This is a genomic window from Drancourtella sp. An57, assembly GCF_002161525.1.
Lineage (GTDB): Bacteria > Bacillota > Clostridia > Lachnospirales > Lachnospiraceae > Sellimonas > Sellimonas catena.
Window position 1 is genome coordinate 82438 of sequence record NZ_NFHY01000011.1, and the last position, 16939, is coordinate 99376.

At 48.0% G+C, this 16939-nt stretch carries 13 protein-coding genes and 1 other annotated feature; of the genes, 3 read left to right on the forward strand and 10 right to left on the reverse strand.

Annotated features, from left to right (window positions below; translation table 11 throughout):
* Window positions 1-3 precede the first annotated feature (3 nt).
* The 4 genes from B5G11_RS10585 to B5G11_RS10600 form a co-directional block, all read right to left on the reverse strand.
* Entirely contained in the window at window positions 4-2655 is a 2652-nt protein-coding gene (locus tag B5G11_RS10585; protein ID WP_087253439.1) for a valine--tRNA ligase, read from the reverse strand.
* Between the two features lie 54 nt (window positions 2656-2709).
* Window positions 2710-2955, reverse strand: a binding site (T-box leader).
* 79 nt (window positions 2956-3034) lie between these two features.
* Window positions 3035-3700 (reverse strand): HAD hydrolase-like protein, encoded by a 666-nt coding sequence (locus tag B5G11_RS10590; RefSeq protein WP_087253441.1) that lies wholly within the window; start codon window positions 3698-3700, stop codon window positions 3035-3037.
* Complete coding sequence (locus B5G11_RS10595) at window positions 3681-4400, reverse strand: DNA alkylation repair protein (RefSeq protein ID WP_158099261.1); 720 nt, start codon at window positions 4398-4400, stop codon at window positions 3681-3683. Before B5G11_RS10595 ends, B5G11_RS10590 begins: the two co-directional genes overlap by 20 nt.
* Window positions 4401-4424: 24 nt before the next feature.
* Window positions 4425-5444: an asparaginase gene (locus B5G11_RS10600; RefSeq protein WP_087253445.1), complete on the reverse strand. Its 1020-nt coding sequence runs from the start codon at window positions 5442-5444 to the stop codon at window positions 4425-4427.
* Window positions 5445-5651: 207 nt separating this feature from the next.
* Between B5G11_RS10600 and B5G11_RS10605 the strand changes: the two genes are divergently transcribed.
* Window positions 5652-6998, forward strand: a complete 1347-nt coding sequence (locus B5G11_RS10605; RefSeq protein ID WP_087167720.1) for an MATE family efflux transporter — start codon at window positions 5652-5654, stop codon at window positions 6996-6998.
* A gap of 104 nt (window positions 6999-7102) precedes the next feature.
* Here B5G11_RS10605 and B5G11_RS10610 read toward each other — a convergent pair whose 3' ends face one another.
* On the reverse strand, window positions 7103-7666 hold the full coding sequence (locus B5G11_RS10610; RefSeq protein WP_343215502.1) for an HD domain-containing protein: 564 nt from the start codon (window positions 7664-7666) through the stop codon (window positions 7103-7105).
* A gap of 152 nt (window positions 7667-7818) precedes the next feature.
* On the opposite strand from B5G11_RS10610, the gene B5G11_RS10615 reads away from it, so the two are divergent.
* On the forward strand, window positions 7819-8565 hold the full coding sequence (locus B5G11_RS10615; RefSeq protein ID WP_087253447.1) for an SDR family NAD(P)-dependent oxidoreductase: 747 nt from the start codon (window positions 7819-7821) through the stop codon (window positions 8563-8565).
* Between the two features lie 157 nt (window positions 8566-8722).
* On the opposite strand, the gene B5G11_RS10620 is transcribed toward B5G11_RS10615, so the two are convergent.
* Genes B5G11_RS10620 through B5G11_RS10640 form a run of 5 tightly spaced genes read right to left on the reverse strand, consistent with a single transcriptional unit; the run spans window position 8723 to window position 15818 of the window.
* Window positions 8723-10525 (reverse strand): alpha-amylase family protein, encoded by a 1803-nt coding sequence (locus B5G11_RS10620; RefSeq protein ID WP_087253519.1) that lies wholly within the window; start codon window positions 10523-10525, stop codon window positions 8723-8725.
* Between the two features lie 57 nt (window positions 10526-10582).
* Entirely contained in the window at window positions 10583-12769 is a 2187-nt protein-coding gene (locus tag B5G11_RS10625; RefSeq protein WP_087253449.1) for an alpha-galactosidase, read from the reverse strand.
* Between the two features lie 24 nt (window positions 12770-12793).
* Window positions 12794-13636, reverse strand: a complete 843-nt coding sequence (locus B5G11_RS10630) for a carbohydrate ABC transporter permease (protein ID WP_087253451.1) — start codon at window positions 13634-13636, stop codon at window positions 12794-12796.
* Complete coding sequence (locus tag B5G11_RS10635) at window positions 13636-14499, reverse strand: sugar ABC transporter permease (RefSeq protein ID WP_343215503.1); 864 nt, start codon at window positions 14497-14499, stop codon at window positions 13636-13638. The genes B5G11_RS10630 and B5G11_RS10635 overlap by 1 nt, the downstream gene beginning before the upstream one ends.
* Window positions 14500-14531: 32 nt before the next feature.
* Window positions 14532-15818: an extracellular solute-binding protein gene (locus tag B5G11_RS10640; RefSeq protein ID WP_087253455.1), complete on the reverse strand. Its 1287-nt coding sequence runs from the start codon at window positions 15816-15818 to the stop codon at window positions 14532-14534.
* A gap of 175 nt (window positions 15819-15993) precedes the next feature.
* Here B5G11_RS10640 and B5G11_RS10645 point away from each other — a divergent pair, with 175 nt between their 5' ends.
* Window positions 15994-16848: an AraC family transcriptional regulator gene (locus tag B5G11_RS10645; protein ID WP_087253457.1), complete on the forward strand. Its 855-nt coding sequence runs from the start codon at window positions 15994-15996 to the stop codon at window positions 16846-16848.
* The last annotated feature ends 91 nt before the right edge of the window (window positions 16849-16939 follow it).

Below are 16939 nucleotides of genomic sequence, written 5' to 3' on the forward strand. Positions count from 1 at the left end.
CTGCTATTTCATGATCGATGCAAGACGTTCCTGAACCTGTTCCATCATCTGTGTATATTTTTCCAGCTTGGCCCGCTCTTCATTGACCTTTGCCTCCGGCGCCTTACTCATGAATTTCTCATTGTTCAGCATGCCGTTTACACGGGCAAGTTCTTTTTTCAGCTTTTCTTCTTCTTTTAAGAGACGTTCCTTCTCCTGTTCAAAATCAATCAGATCCTCAAGCGGCATATACACTGCTCCATCCGGAACTACAATAGAAACCGCATCCTCAGAGATTCCCTCTTTCGTTCCCTGAATGATGAGATCGCTTGCATTCATCAATGGTTTCACTGATTCTTTTAATGTTTCAAACCCCTCACAAAGTGTCTCATTCTCACAAACAATAAATACTTTTGCCTTCCGGCTGTTTGGCACGTTCATCTCAGCACGTGCATTTCTTACACCCCTTACAATATCCTTGACATGATCAACGATATTTTCTTCCTCCGGGAAGTTCAGTGCTTCATCATATTCCGGCCAGTCAGACATCATCAGAGATTCTTCTGACGGAACAAGGGCGCTGTAGATTTCCTCTGTCACAAACGGCATATACGGATGCAGAAGTTTAAGCGCGTCCGCAAGAACCGTTTTCAAGGTCCAAAGCGCTGCATTGGCTGCCTTATAATTTTCATCGGAATGGTAAATACGGTATTTTGCCATCTCGATGTACCAGTCACAGAATTCATCCCAGATAAAGTCGTATACTTTCTGTACTGCAATTCCCAGTTCAAATTTATCCATGTTTTCCGTCACATCTTTGATCAGACGATTTGCTCTGGAAAGGATCCACCTGTCAGCTGCTGTCAGATCCTGGGCATCCGGACGGCTGATCACTTTATCTTCCATATTCATCAGGATAAACCTGGAAGCGTTCCATACTTTGTTTGCAAAGTTACGGTTTGCTTCTACTTTTTCTTTATAGAAACGCATATCGTTTCCAGGCGCGTTTCCTGTCACCACCGTAAGACGGAGCGCATCAGCACCGTACTCGTCGATGATTTCCAGCGGATCGATCCCGTTTCCAAGCGACTTGCTCATCTTTCTTCCCTGGTCATCCCGGATCAGACCGTGGAAGAATACCGTGTGGAACGGGCATTTTCCGGTCTGCTCAAATCCTGAGAATACCATACGGATTACCCAGAAGAAGATGATGTCATATCCGGTTACAAGGACATCTGTCGGATAGAAGTAATCCAGCTCCTCTGTCTGATCCGGCCATCCAAGTGTGGAGAACGGCCACAGTGCGGAGGAGAACCAGGTATCCAGTGTATCCTCATCCTGTGTAAAGTGCGTGCATCCGCATTTCGGGCATACGGCCGGAGCTCCGCCTCTTTGTACAATCATTTCGCCGCATTCGTCGCAGTAGTATGCCGGAATCCGGTGTCCCCACCAGATCTGTCTGGAAATACACCAGTCACGGATATTGTTCAGCCACTGCAGGTATATTTTGTTCATACGTTCCGGAATCAGCTTTAACTCTCCTGTTTCCAGTGCTTTGATGGCCGGCTTTGCAAGCTCTTCCATCTTGACAAACCACTGCTGCTTGATTAACGGCTCGACCGTCTGCTTACATCTCTCGTGTACACCTACATTATGTGCATAATCTTCCACTTTTACCAGATATCCCTGGTCTTTCAGATCCTGCACGATCGCTTCTCTTGCTTCGTAGCGTCCCATACCTGCGTACTTGCCGCCGTTTTCATTGATCGTCGCATCATCATTCATGATGTTGATCTCTTCCAGACCGTGTCTCTTTCCGATCTCGAAGTCGTTCGGGTCATGTGCCGGAGTCACTTTCATTGCACCGGTTCCGAATTCCTTGTCTACATAGGCATCCGCAATGATCGGGATTTCCTTATTTACAAGCGGCAGAAGCGCTTTCTTTCCAATAATATCGGTATAACGTTCATCTTCCGGATTTACTACAATCGCAGTATCTCCAAGCATCGTCTCCGGACGTGTCGTCGCGATCACAAGGCTTCTGTCCGTGCCTACGATCGGATAACGGATGTGCCAGAAATGTCCGGCCTGTTCCTCATGCTCTACTTCCGCATCGGAAAGGGATGTCTGGCATACCGGACACCAGTTGATGATCCGGGAACCTTTGTAGATATATCCTTTTTCATAAAGGCGTACGAACACTTCCTCTACAGCCCTGCTGCATCCTTCGTCCATCGTGAACCGCTCTCTGTCCCAGTCACAGGATACGCCAAGTTTCTTTAACTGGGATTCAATCGTCCCTGCATACTCCTCTTTCCACTCCCAGACACGGTCCAGAAAGCCTTCTCTTCCAAGCTCCCTCTTGTCGATGCCTTCTTCTTTTAACTGATTCGTCACCTTAACTTCGGTGGAGATCGCCGCATGGTCCGTACCCGGAATCCAGAGGGCATTGTATCCCTGCATTCTCTTATAACGGATCAGGATATCCTGAAGCGTATTGTCCAGGGCATGTCCCATGTGCAGCTTTCCTGTGATATTCGGCGGCGGCATCACCGTCGTAAACGGCTTTCTGCTCCTGTCTACTTCTGCGTGAAAATACTTGTTCTCACACCATTTTTCATAAAGCTTCGGTTCAATCTCCTTCGGATTGTACGTTTTGTCCAACTGTCTGCTCATCATTACCTCCTCATTTCAAGCGTTCCTGTGAATAACAAAACGCCCTTTACATATGTAAAGGGCGTCAAAACGCGGTACCACCTTTTTTATACACCTGTCCTCTCTGACAGATGTATATCTCTTCGTTCTATAACGGGAACTACTCCGGGATCTCCTACTGTCCTTTCTCTCAATCGGACACATTCAGACATCCGGCTCCAAAGCTACCTTCCACAACTCCTTCTTGTAATCACCTTCCAGCCAGCGGGTAATTCTCTCTGTCAAGGGCAGGTGTGTACTCCTCTTTATCAACACCTTTAAATATGAAACTATGATAATCATAGTCATCAGCCCCCGGTTTGTCAAGGAGTTCATGGAATTTTCATGGAATCTTAAGGTTCTAGGCCTCTCCCTTCAGAAACTCTTTCAATTCTTCGACCGAGTCAAAAATCATATCCGCTCCGGCCGCCTCCAGCTCCTTCCGGCTTCCGAATCCGTAGAGGACTCCGGCTGAGGCAAGTCCGAATGTCCTGGCGCCAAGTATGTCATGTTCCCTGTCCCCCACCATGATAACCGATGGATCTCCCGTTTTTTTTCCGCAAGTTTCCAGCGCATAGGCAATGACATCTTCTTTTGTCAGCCTGCTCTCATCCATGGTCGCCCCGCAGATGTAAGTGAAGTATAACTCAATCCCGGCATCTCTGGCAATGATTCCGGCATAATGTTCCGGCTTGGAGGTGGCCATGACAATGCGGAAGCCTGCTTCTTTGAGCTCCCGCAGCATGGTTTCCACCCCGTCGTACAGACGGTACTCATACACACCTTTTGTTCCGAAATTTTCCCTGTAATATTCCACCGCTTTTCTTGCCTCTGTTTCACTCAGCCCGGTGTATTTCTGGAACGAAGTGAGAAGCGGAGGCCCGATAAACGGAAGCAGTTCCTTTCGTTCCTTTTCAATTCCAAATTTTTTCAGAGCGTAGACTACTGAATTGATTATTCCCGGCTCCGAATCGATGAGCGTTCCGTCCAGATCCAGAAAGACGGTGTCAAATCCTGGTATTCCCATGTTCTTCCTCCTGTTTTCGTTTCAGTGCATTAAGCATTTCCTTGTCCTGAGCGCTGACCCGTCTCGACTCTCTGCATTTCTGGATCGCCTTGTTGTGGGTCCAGATATCCAGCTTCTTTTCTTTCAGAAGTCCAAGTACTTTTTCCGGGTACTTCACATATGCGGTTGCCACGCCCCAGGCGATCCCCATCCGGACATAATAGTCTTCTGACCTGATATCCGCATACCGGCGCAGTACTTCATCTATATACCGGTCATTCAGGAAATGGTCCATCAGTGCGATTACACCAAACCGGAGCTCAAATTCCCGGCTGCTGTTCAGCCATTTTTCCAGATAGGAAAACCAGAATTCCGGATCCTTTTCCATCCATTTATACGTGGAAGTGCTGCAATCACAGTCCGCCCAGGACAGAACTCCCGGTACCCAGATATCGAGCATGGCCGCATGTTCTTCTCTGGATGCTTTTCTGTATCCGGAAGCCATCCCAAAGAGCATGTGCTCTTCCTGATAGACGCAGCTCCCATGATCCCGGAGCATTTCATCAAGCCATCCGCCCTCCGGCTCTTTTGCCGCTTCTTTTGCAAGTTCCCGAAGCTTCGGTATCCGGATGCCAAGCGTCGGCATGGACGGTGCATTTAAAATCCGGTCGTTGAATTCCTTATAGGCTTCATCGGACAGCGTCTTCAATCTGTCCCGCATTAGTTCCCGTTTTCCCATACTCTTTTACTTATCCTCTCTGAATCCCGCGAACAGGATATCGTGATTAATCATTCTGTAGAATCGTTTTTTGATTTCCTCATAATCTTTTGCCGGCCGCGCCATCAGCCACATGAGTTTTGTAATCGTAGCCTCCAGTGTCATGTCATAGGCTTCCAGAAGATCAAAATCCTGCTTTACCTTTTTTCCGACCTCGTAGACTGTCATATTGCTTCCTTCACTTACAACCTGTGTCGTCATGACAATCAGTTTTCCTTCTTTTTTCCACTTCTTCATTCCCTCATAGACTTCCGCAGTAATGCTGTCCGGAAGTCCGCCTACGCCAAAGCTCTCGATCACGACACAGTCATACTGTTCCAGAATCTGAGTCAGCACGCCGCTTCGCATGCCCGGAACCAGTTTCAGCACATAAACACTATCTTTCATGTCATGGTAAAACCGTACTTCTCCCTTATGCCGTACCGGCGGGATGTACCGGATCACCTGACCGTCCTGAATCACAGCCGGGTACGGGAAATTAATGCTGGAAAATGCATTGTAGCTTTTTGCCCGCTCCTTTTTCGCCCTTGTTCCGATAATGACTTTGCCGTCAAACACGATGCTGACATCTTCGGAATCGTCATCCGCCGCGTAGATAAAGCTGTCCAGCAGATTGGTCTTTGCATCCGTCACGTCCATATTGATCGGCTTCTGTGCTCCGGTCACGACAATCGGCTTTGGGGAGTTCTGAATCATATAGGAAAGCGCCGCCGCTGTGTAGGCAAGGGTGTCGGTTCCATGGCAGATCACAAACCCGTCATAGGCATCGTAGTGCTTCTCCACCGCTTCCACCATCAGCTTCCAGTGCTCCGGTGTTACATTGGTACTGTCGATATTGCACACCTGCAGCGTCTCCACCCCACATACATGTTTCACCTGAGGAATGCAGGCCAGAATGTCATTCGGCGTCAGGCCCGGGGCCAGTCCGTTTTCCGTCTGCTTTGAGGCAATCGTCCCTCCGGTTCCAATCATCAATATTTTCTTCATTTGGTTTTCCTCTCTTTACATACTTCGTTCCATCAGTGAAAAGCCCCACCGGATGTCCGGATGGGGATTATTCTATGATTTTAGTATAAGGAAATTCCGGCCGGAAATCAACCGGCTTATAGGATTTTGCATCCTTTTATGATAAAATGTAGATATTCGGCCACAAGGCCTGATTGCAATAAAGCTTTTACAAATGGGGGATTACAAATGAGACAAAAGATTGATTTACTGAACGGACCGGTTTTCCCGTCACTGACCAGACTTGCTCTCCCGATTATGGCGACATCTCTTGTCCAGATGGCATACAATCTCACCGATATGATCTGGATCGGAAGAATCAGCAGTGACGCGGTCGCATCTGTCGGGGCTGCCGGCATGTACATGTGGTTTGCGAATGGAATCACTGTACTTGCAAAAATGGGCGGACAGGTCAAGGTCGGACATTCTCTTGGCGCCGGCGAACGGACCGAGGCATGCGGCTATGCCCGGAATGCGATCCAGCTTTCCCTGATTCTCGGACTTGCCTACGGCATCATCTGCCTTCTTTTTCAAAAGCCGCTGATCGGATTTTTCCGGCTGAATTCTCCGGCAGTCATTCAGAATGCAGAAATTTATCTTGCCATCACCTGCGGGCTTGTCGTTTTTTCCTTTTTAAATCAGGTTTTTACAGGAATTCTGACTGCCATGGGCAACAGCCGTACTTCCTTTCTCGCAACCGCTGCCGGTCTTATCATCAACATCGTTCTGGATCCGGTTCTGATCTTCGGCATCGGTCCGTTTCCGAAACTTGATGTGGCAGGTGCTGCAATTGCCACAGTATTTGCCCAGGCTGTGGTCACCGTCGTTTTCCTGCTTTCCGTCCGTAAAGAGCCGGATATTTTTATGAATCTTCACTTTTTTACAAAGCCTCAGCTTTCTGTGCTAAAAGAGCTGATCCGTATCGGACTGCCTTCTTCTGTCCAGAGCATGATTTTCACCGGCATTTCCATGGTAATCGCCCGGATTGTTGCCGGATTCGGAGATTCAGCCGTGGCTGTCCAGAAAGTCGGCTCTCAGATCGAGTCTATTTCCTGGATGACGTCGGATGGATTCGCCGCCGCGGTCAATTCTTTTATCGCCCAGAATTTCGGCGCAGGCAATGCTGCAAGGGCAAAGAAAGGCTACCGTTGCTCTATGGTGGTCGTCCTGCTGTGGGGTGTCTTCTGTACGATCGTCCTGATCGTCTTTCCGGCGCCGATTTTCCGGATTTTCATTCCGGAGGCGGACGTCCTCCCGATGGGAGTGGCTTACCTGCAGATCCTCGGGGTCTCACAGCTGTTCATGTGTATGGAAATCACGACCGCCGGAGCATTTTCCGGGCTTGGGCGGACACTTCCTCCGTCTGTCGTCAGCATCACGCTTACGACAGCAAGAATTCCTCTTGCCCTGCTTTTGATCTCTACGCCGCTCGGACTGAACGGAATCTGGTGGAGTATTACGATTTCCAGTATTTTCAAAGGGCTTGTCCTTACGGCAGCCTTTAAAAAGATGGCATTTCGGCCTGCAGCGCAGTAACATAACATATTCAGGGAAGAAAACAGCAGGTGCGGAAGTGAATGTCCTGCCTGGGCATCATACCACTTCTTCACCTGCTGTTTTTTGATCTATCACATTTTCTGTCAGTTCTCGCCAAAATGGCGGTCCACCAGATGGCAGTACTCTTCATACGCCGGCACTCTGGCAAATCTCTCCCGCAGTGCCTCCTGAATTCCCCTGTAATACCAGCCAATTGTTTTTTTATCCTTCATACGGAAACGGTTCCACAAGTCTTCGCCGACCACCGGATAGTCACGGTCAATATCCCGCATATTGGAAAGCTTGTCCGCAAGCCCGATCATCTGCACCTCAAAAGACGCCGTCCGGATCCGCTCGATGGTCGAACCTTTCCTCTCCATCCATGATTTGGATTTGTCCTCGCTCTCCTGGGCAACCAGCGATGCAACACGCTCCGAAAAATTCTCCGCAAGGACCTCCCGCGTCACCCCCTTGCAGTCCTCGATCGTATCGTGCAGAATCGCCGCGCTGATCACCTCTTCATCGGTTGTCATCGTCGAGACGATATCTCCCACTTCAATCGGATGAACGATATAAGGACGCCTGGTCCCTTTTCGAAACTGTCCTTCGTGTGCCTTTGTCGCAAATTCGATTGCCCGGTCTATCATCATATTTGATTTCCTTTCCATCTGTTTGCATTTACACTTTAAGGTTACCACTTTGAAAAATAAAATCAAGTTTTTTCTTTCATACATGTCACTTCTGACGTATACTGGATGATGTCAACATATATGTAATGTCAACATATATGCAAAAAATGTTCAAAAAGGGGATATCTAAGATGAAACAAAAATCAGGTGTACTGATTACCGGAGCTTCCAGAGGCATCGGACGGGCATGCGCCCTTCTCCTTGCCGGACACGGTTTTCATATTTTCTTAAACAGCGCACATCATATAGAAGCACTGGAGGAAGTCCGCCGGGAAATTCTCTCGATTCCAGGCGGCTCCTGCGAACTCTGCCCGGGGGATGTCGGCAACCCTGACCAGGTCCGTAAAATCTTCGCAACGATTGCCAGTTCCGAACATACAGACGGAGGACTCGACATCCTGATCAACAATGCAGGCATTTCCCACATCGGCCTTCTGAGCGACATGACCGATGAGGAGTGGAGCCGCCTGATCGCCACCAACCTCTCCTCCGCCTTTTACTGCTGCCGGGAAGCCATCCCTCATATGGTGTCCAAAAAATCCGGAAAAATACTCAACGTCTCCTCCATGTGGGGACGAAGCGGCGCATCCTGCGAAGCAGCCTACTCCGCATCCAAAGCCGGCATCCAGGGACTGACCCAGGCCCTCGCCAAAGAACTCGCTCCAAGCAATATCCAGGTCAACGCCATCGCTTTCGGCGTCATTGACACCGACATGAACCGGATGCTCGATGCCGAAGAACGACGCGCCCTCGCAGAGGAGATCCCGGCCGGCTACTTCGCCTCACCCGAAGAAGCAGCCCGGATGATCTGGAACACCCTCAACGCACCCGCCTACATGACCGGACAGATCATCGGGTTCGACGGCGGATTCCTGTAACCCGGACAACGGTGTGTAACACACAAACACTAAAAAAATTCCATTACGCCCAGGCGTAACAGAATCTCAACATTTACAATATTCACTTCATATTTGTCACACTTTTTCCATTGGGGACGTGTTCCGATGCATCGGAACACGTCCCCAAAAATAAAATCTATTGTTTTATGCACCATGTGAATCCGTATTCGGGCAGTGTAATTGTGCCGTTTTCCAGGATTTCGCCTGTGAAGAGTTCGTGGTAGATCCCTTCTTCCGGAAGTGTTAACTGTTTTTTACAATTGTTAAAGTTGAAAAGGCCTGTGAGACTTTTTCCGTTGTGTTTCCGGATGATTCCGAGGACTTCCTGGTCTCCGGTGTCCCAGGTGGTGACTTCTGCTTCCGGTCCGAGGATATCTTCCTGTGCTCTTATTTTTTCCATGTAGGAGAGGGTCTGGAAGATTTGTCCTTCTACGGTGTTCTGGTCATCCCTGTTTTGGGCGAGATCCCATTTGAAGGTGCCTCTGTGGATATACCGGGAGTCCGTTTTTTTCTCTTCGTCTTCTTTATAGGTGTAGTCGTTGACCTGCCCGATTTCGTCTCCGCTGTAGATCATCGGGATGCCGGCCTGCATGAACATGTAGGCGTGGAGCATGAGATCTTTGCGGACGGCTTTTTCCATTTTTTCTTTATCCTGTTCAAACCCGGCGCTTTCGATGCCGCACATGGATGCGGTTGTTCCGCAGAATCTGGCGTCTTTTGTCACGGGGTCATCGTTGTAGAGTTCTCCTCTGCTTTCGCTTCCCGGATACTTTCCGGTGAAGTAATCGTTCAGGTACTGTTTGTGTGGAATTTCCTCCATCTGCCATTGTTTCAGTGTGTCGTAATCCAGGCCCCATCCGATGTCGTCGTGGCAGCGGAGATAATTCAGGAAGGTATATTCCTTTGGAAGGCGGTTTACAATGTCAAGCTGCTTTTTCAGCAGTCTGATGTCGTGTACAGCCACGGTGTGCCAGGTGGTTGCCATGGTTGTCACATTGTAAAGCATGTGACATTCCGGTTTGTCCACAGTCCCAAAGTATGGTACGACCTTTTCCGGTTCCATGACTACTTCTCCCAGAAGTGCCACGGCCGGGCAGACGATCTCTCCGATCATTCGCATCATCCGTACAATAGTATGTACCTGTTTTAAGTTCCGGCAGGATGTTCCCATCTCTTTCCAGATATATGGAACCGCGTCAATCCGGATGATATCCATTCCCTGATTGGCAAAGAAGAGGAAATTATACATCATTTCGTTAAATACCCTTGGATTTCCGTAATTTAAATCCCACTGATATGGATAGAAGGTCGTCATCACATAGTGTCCGATCTCCGGAATCCAGGTAAAATTCCCCGGCGCCGTCGTCGGGAATACCTGCGGCACGGTCTTTTCAAACTGTTCCGGAATCCAGGCATTGTCGTAGAAGAAATACCGGCTCATATACTCGCCTTCGCCGTTTCTTGCGCGGACAGCCCATTCATGTTCCTCGGATGTATGGTTCATGACGAAATCCATGCACACATCGATTCCCATGTTATGGCATTTGGCGGCAAGTCTTGCCAGATCATCCATGGTTCCCAGATCCGGGCGGACTTTCCGGAAGTCTGCCACTGCATATCCGCCGTCGGATTTTCCTTTTACGGTATCAAGAAACGGCATCAGATGAATGAAGGAGACATTACTCTCTTTGATATAGTCGAGCTTTTTCTGCACTCCTTTCAGATTGCCGGCAAAATTGTCGATGTAGAGCATCATGCCAAGCATATCCTTCCTGCGGTACCAGTCCGGATGTACTTCCCGCTCGCGATCCCGCTTTTTCAACGCTGCTTTTCTTTCTGTATAATATTGATACATCCGGCTGCACAGTTCCGCATACATGTCTTCATTCTGATACAGCTCCATATAAAGCCATTTCAGTTCGTCCTGATGCTTCTCCATGCGTGCCTGAAATTCTTTATCACTTTTTTTTGCTCTTCCCACTATTCTTAAACCCCTTTATTGTTCTACACGTCTTAAATATCTCTGGTAGGCAAGGTACTCTCCGCTCTCAATCGGCACCGGAAGCCCTGCCTGCATCAATGCAGCCCCGCTGTAGATCCGGTCATGTCCTTCAATCTGATAGAATGCATCCGGAATCAGGCCGCGCATTTTTACATAGTTGACAGTCATATTGCCATGCTGTTTTAACATTACGACACTGATGAGCGCCTCACTTTGATCCTCCGATACGAAAGCCCAGGCGCCAAACTCATCCTTCTGCGGGCTGGACAGACGGTAGTAGTCTCCTCTCTGGATGAGTGGAGCGTATTGTTTGAATTTCTTTACCTGTTCTTTGACTTCTTCCTTTTCTTCCCCGCTTAAGAGTCCAAGATTCAGTTCATATCCAAATGTTCCTGCCATGGCAACAACGCCTCTTGTATTGAGAGATGTGATCCGGCCGGTCTGATGATTTGGGACCGCGGATACATGAGAACCGACGCAGGATGCCGGATAGATAAAGGATGTTCCGTACTGGATTTCCAGCCGGTCGATCGCATCGGTATTATCACTGCACCAGATCTGCGGCGTGTAATAAAGCATTCCGGCGTCAAACCGTCCGCCACCGCCACTGCACCCCTCAATCAACATATCCGGGTACCGCTCGATCAGACGTTCCAGGAAGTCGTATACCCCGAGCATATAATCATAAAGCACCTTTCCCTGTTCCTTCGTCTCAGAGGAATAAATATCAGAAAGGCTTCGGTTCATATCCCATTTGATATATTCTACATTTCCCTGGTCCAGAACCGCGCAGATCTGGTCAAAGACATGATCCCGGATCTCTTTTCTGGAGAAGTCCAGCACCAGCTGATTTCTTCCCCGCACCGGATTTCTCTTTGGAATCTGAAGTGCCCAGTCCGGATGTGTCCGGTACAGATCGCTGTCTTCGGAAACCATCTCCGGTTCAATCCAGAGTCCGAACTTCAGTCCCAGATCATGAATCCGGTCGATCAGTTCTCCCATGGTACATCCCAGCTTCTTTTCATTGACCACCCAGTCTCCAAGGCTGGTATTATCATCATTTCTCTCGCCAAACCATCCGTCATCCAGAACAAGCATTTCGATTCCAAGTTCTGCCGCGTGTTTTCCAAGTCTCAGGAGGCTTTCCCCGGTAAAATTAAAGTAATCCGCTTCCCAGCTGTTTACAAGAACCGGGCGGACCTGATCTTTCCATCTGCCCCTGCACAGGTTGTTTCTAAAACAACGGTGCAGATTGTGTGACAGGACGGACAGTCCTTCTGCAGAATACGTCATTACCGTCTCCGGAATCACGAAACTATCTCCCGTTCCAAGCGGATAGGAAAATATCTCGGACGCAAGCCCCATCAGCGCTCTCGTCTGGTTGAACTGATCCTTCTCCGCCTCGGCCTTGAAGCAGCCGCTGTATACAAAAACCATGGCATAGCAGTCTCCTGCTTCCTCTGTCGTATCTTTTCCCGCCAGAATCATGGCCGGATTGTACTGATGGCTGGATGTTCCTCTCCGGCTTCGTAAAATCTGTTTTCCGTGGCTTACCGGTACTCTCTGGAAATTACGCTCCATGGCATGGCGTCCATAGAAGCTGATCAGGTCATAGTCTCCTGAAACGAAATCCAGACAAGCGGAAGCCGCCTTACTGATATGAATCGTATCTTCCCCCTGATTGATGATTCTGACACTTCTCGTAATGATGTCATATTTCGGAAGCACTCCGTACAAAAGCACTGCCTGTACCTTTGTGACAGCATCCTCCATCAGAATTTCCAGCGTCTCCGCCTCTTCCTCGTCCGCATAGACCGCCGGAAGCCCCGGAAGTCCGTATTTGCCTTTTGTGATCCGATGGCTTTGATAGCGCAGGTCGCAGCTGTAAGTGCCATCGCTGTTTTTGATCGTAAGAGCCGGACTCCGGAAATCCCCCGTCCCGCTTGTCGGGAACTCCTGCGGCAGAGCGTCCATGGAATAGGTTCGATCCTGGTCGGCGTCATACGGATTGGCGGAAAATCCTCTGTCGTAATAGGTCAGAAGATAATCCATTCCGCCGTAAATTGTCTTTCCATAATACAGGTGAAGCAGAAATCCGTATGCGTCTACCTGAAACTGATATGTTGTATGGTCTGTCTGTAATGTAAAAATTCTGTTCTCTTTCTCAAATCCAATACCCATTTTGCTCTCCTTGTACAGTTATATTTATTTTACTGCACCGTTCACAACACCATTTAAAATCTGTTTCTGGCAGATCACATAGAAAATCACGATCGGGATCAATGCCAGAAGATAGGATGCAAATGCCAGGTTGTAGTTGGTTCCGAACTGAGTCTGGAAGTTCAGCTGTGCCAGCGGCAGTGTATTCTGCCCTGTACCTGCCATGATAACAAGCGGCGTCATCACGTCATTCCATACAGAAAGTGCTGTAATAACAGCTACCGTCGCATGCATCGGCTTCATAATCGGGAAAATGACTTTCCAGTACGTTCTCCATGTGCTCGCGCCGTCCACACGCGCCGCCTCTTCCAGTGCAATCGGAATGTTGGTGAGGTATCCGGAATACAGTAAAACATTCATCGGCATATAGAATACCACATATAAGATAATTACGCCAACCCAATTTCCAAGTCCCATCTCTGCTGTCTGTTTTGCAAGAGGCATCATCAGGATTGCAAACGGAACAAACATACCGCTTACGATAAACAGATAGACAAAATTGTAAAATTTACTGTGTGCTTTATTTCTTCCCACGGCATATCCCATCAGGGAATGAATGATAATGGAAAGTCCCACTGTCAGGACAGAAATAATCAGGCTGTTTTTCAAAGAATTCCAGAAATCCGTTACCCGCATTGCCTCTCTGAAGTTATCCAGGCTCCAGCTGGAAGGCAGAGATAAGATCCCGGAAATACTGTTTGTCATCTCGCTTGGCTGTTTAAATGCAATAATAATTGTCATATAAAGCGGAAACGCAATTGTAATTAATCCAAGAATTAACAGAATCATTACTGTCCAGTTTGTTTTGTGCTCTGCTTTTGCTTTCATTATAACTGCTCCTCCTTCCGTGCTGAAAAGCTCATCTGTGCTACTGAGATTGCCACGATCACGATGAAGAAGATAACCGCGTTCGCACTCTGGAATCCGAACTGTCCGCCTGACATACCGTTATTGTAAATCAGGTAGGAGATGGATTCCGTGCTCTGCGCAGGACCTCCCTTTGTCAAAGCCATGATCTGGTCGAACACCATGAGGAAGTTCTTCACACAGAGAACCATATTGATGGTGAAGAACGGAATAATCAGCGGGAATGTCAGATGTTTGAATTTCTTCCATCCCGTTGCTCCGTCCAGGGATCCTGCCTCGTACACATCCTCCGGCACAGTCTGAAGTCCGGAAATATAAATGATGGTATTCATGGCAATGGACTGCCATGCACAGACAATCACCACCGCGATCCATGCGGTCTTTTCATTGGACAGCATACTGCCGCTCATTGCTTCGCTTCCGATCATCTTTCCGAATTCCGGAAGAATATATGTAAAGAAATAGTTGAAAATGTAGCCGACTACCAGTGCTCCCAGTACGTTTGGAAGGAAGTAGGCAGCTCTGAAAAAGCTTTTCCCCCGGATTTTACTGTTCAGTCCCAGGGCCAGAATCAGGCTGATCACATTTGTGATGATAGTTGCGCAGACTGCAAGCCGGAAGGTAAACCAGTAAGATCTTCCCACACGGGAATCGGTAAACAGATCCATGTAGTTTCGAAGTCCTACCATATCATAGTCTCCAAATCCTTTAAAGTTTGTAAAACTGTAGTACACACCTCTGATCAGCGGAACCGTGTTAAAGCAGATAAACAATGCCAGAATCGGTATCGTGATCAACAGAAAGGTACGGTTTCTATCGTTCATTTTTCTCATCTTTTTGCTCTCCTTTCCCCTATCTAGTCATTCCCGTTTTCTTCCTCATACTCCTGTACTTCCCGGATGATATCCCGGTTGTATCTTGTCCAGTCGCTGTCGAACTTCTTCAGGAACGCATCCACATCTTTATTGATCAGGAAAGTCTGGATCTGTGCATCCACTGCCATCTCGGAAGGATAATAATGATCCTGATAGTCTGTCATATTGCCGGATTCGATGTACTCTGTCATGCCGTCCAGCTGGGAAGCAAGCTCAAAGTCTCCCTCCTTGCACGGAATGGCATTCTGGTCGTCGATATATGCCTGAATATTTTCATCTTCATATAGGAATTCCAGCACTTTATAGGCTGCTTCCTTGTTTTCACAGGCCTCGGTCACCGCAAACATCAAATCGACACCGGAGTTCAGTGTGTTGCCCTCTTTTGTGTCGCTTGCCGGAGTCACAAAGGAATCAATATTCATATCCGGATTCACCTGCTGAATCTGCGGTACCGCATAGCTTCCAATCGGGTACATTGCGGATTCCCCGTTTGCAAACGCCGTACATGCGTCATTGTATCCATACGCGAACGGATCTTCCGGTCCGTACTCCAGAAGTTCCAGATATTTCTCTGCCACTTCTCTGTATTCGTCAGTGAAGTTCGCCTCGCCTCTGTTGACCTGTTTACACAGATCCGCCGGTGCCAGCGCAACTGCCATGGAATTCCACGGTGCCAGACAGGTCCATGTGTCTTTAAATCCAAAATAAAACGGAAGAATGCCTTCAGACTGAATATCATTACAGAGTGTCATCAGTTCATTCCATGTTGTCGGAATCTCCCATCCATGTTCCTCAAACATATCCCGGTTGTAGAGGATTCCTGCCGCGTTTGCCACATACGGGATACCGTAGGTGCCGTCGGTCGGAACAATCTCAAGCGCCTCCAGAATATCCTTGTAGGACTGTTTGATATTGCTCATGACATCACTGTCGGAAACATCCGCAAGAATACCCGCATCCACATAATAGGAATAATTGATATCCCCTCCGATACCGATAATATCCGGATAGTCCTCCCGGATAAACCGTGTCCTCATGATAGTCGAAGCATCGTTCGGTGAATCAATGGTCAGATGAATGTCATCATGTGTGGCATTGAATTCTTCTTCCACCTGATCAAAGTAGGTTGCCGCTTCCGGTTTGTACTGCAGGATCTCGATTTCTGTTTTCCCACTGTTTTCATTTCCATCTCCGCACGCAGTGAGAAACATGGACGCTGTCATACATCCTGCCAGGGCAGCACCAATCACTTTTTTCCCCTTTCTCATAATTTTGTCTCCTTTCTTGTCTTTGTCTCTAAGATATTTTTATTATAACATAGCAATATGCTTGCAAAAATACCTTGATAATCCTGGTTTTATACCCAAATGCTTGATTTTCTAAATATAATTGAAGTCATCTTGCATTTTGGTATATAATACAAAAAAGAGAGGTATTGCTTTTATGGATAACTACTTATTTTCCGTCTTTCCGCTTGAAAATTTTATCGATCTTGCGCTATATCAATCCGGGTGGGAGCAATGCTTTCCGGCACATACTTTTGGTCCTGTAGCGAAAGATCATTATCTATTTCATTATGTCATTTCAGGTACCGGAGTATTCTCTGCCCAAAACGCAAAAGGCAGCTCCACCGAGTATCATATTAAAAGCGGAGAAGGCTTTATGATGTTTCCCCAGCAAGTCTGCTCCTACTGGGCTGACATGGAACTCCCTTGGGAATATGTCTGGATTGAATTTGACGGACTAAGAGTCAAAGAGTCCGTCGAGCTTGCAGGCCTTTCCCCCGAGCATCCGGTCTACCACTCTCGCTCTAAAGAATTAAGAGAAAAGATGATGGAAGAAATGCTCTACATCGTCCACCATCCCAAGGAATCCCCTCTGCATATTTTAGGGCACGGATTTCTCTTCCTTGATTATCTCACCCGCTCCATGGCACCGTTTCGGGTCGGAAAGAACGGGAAAATTCAGGATTTCTATATGCGAGAGGCGCTGGCGTTCATCGAGCAAAACTTTCAGAACGATATCTCTGTAGAGGACATTGCCGCACAGTGCGGCCTTAACCGTAGTTACTTCGGCACTATTTTCCGTCAGGCATTGGGTCAGACACCCCAGGAATTCCTCATCCACTACCGGATGATCAAGGCGGCAGAGCTTTTGAAGATGACCCAATTTTCCATCCAGGATATCGCAAATGCCGTTGGCTACAGCAATCCGCTGCACTTTTCCCGGGCATTTAAGAAGGTATACGGACTTTCACCCCGTACCTGGCGCAACGAAAACCAGATTGCCAGAAATTAAACGCGAAAAATCGCCTGAAAAAAGACGTAGGAGCTCCTCCCACGTCTTTTTATCTTTCCAATCTTCCATTACTTTTCTTTTATTTCATCCT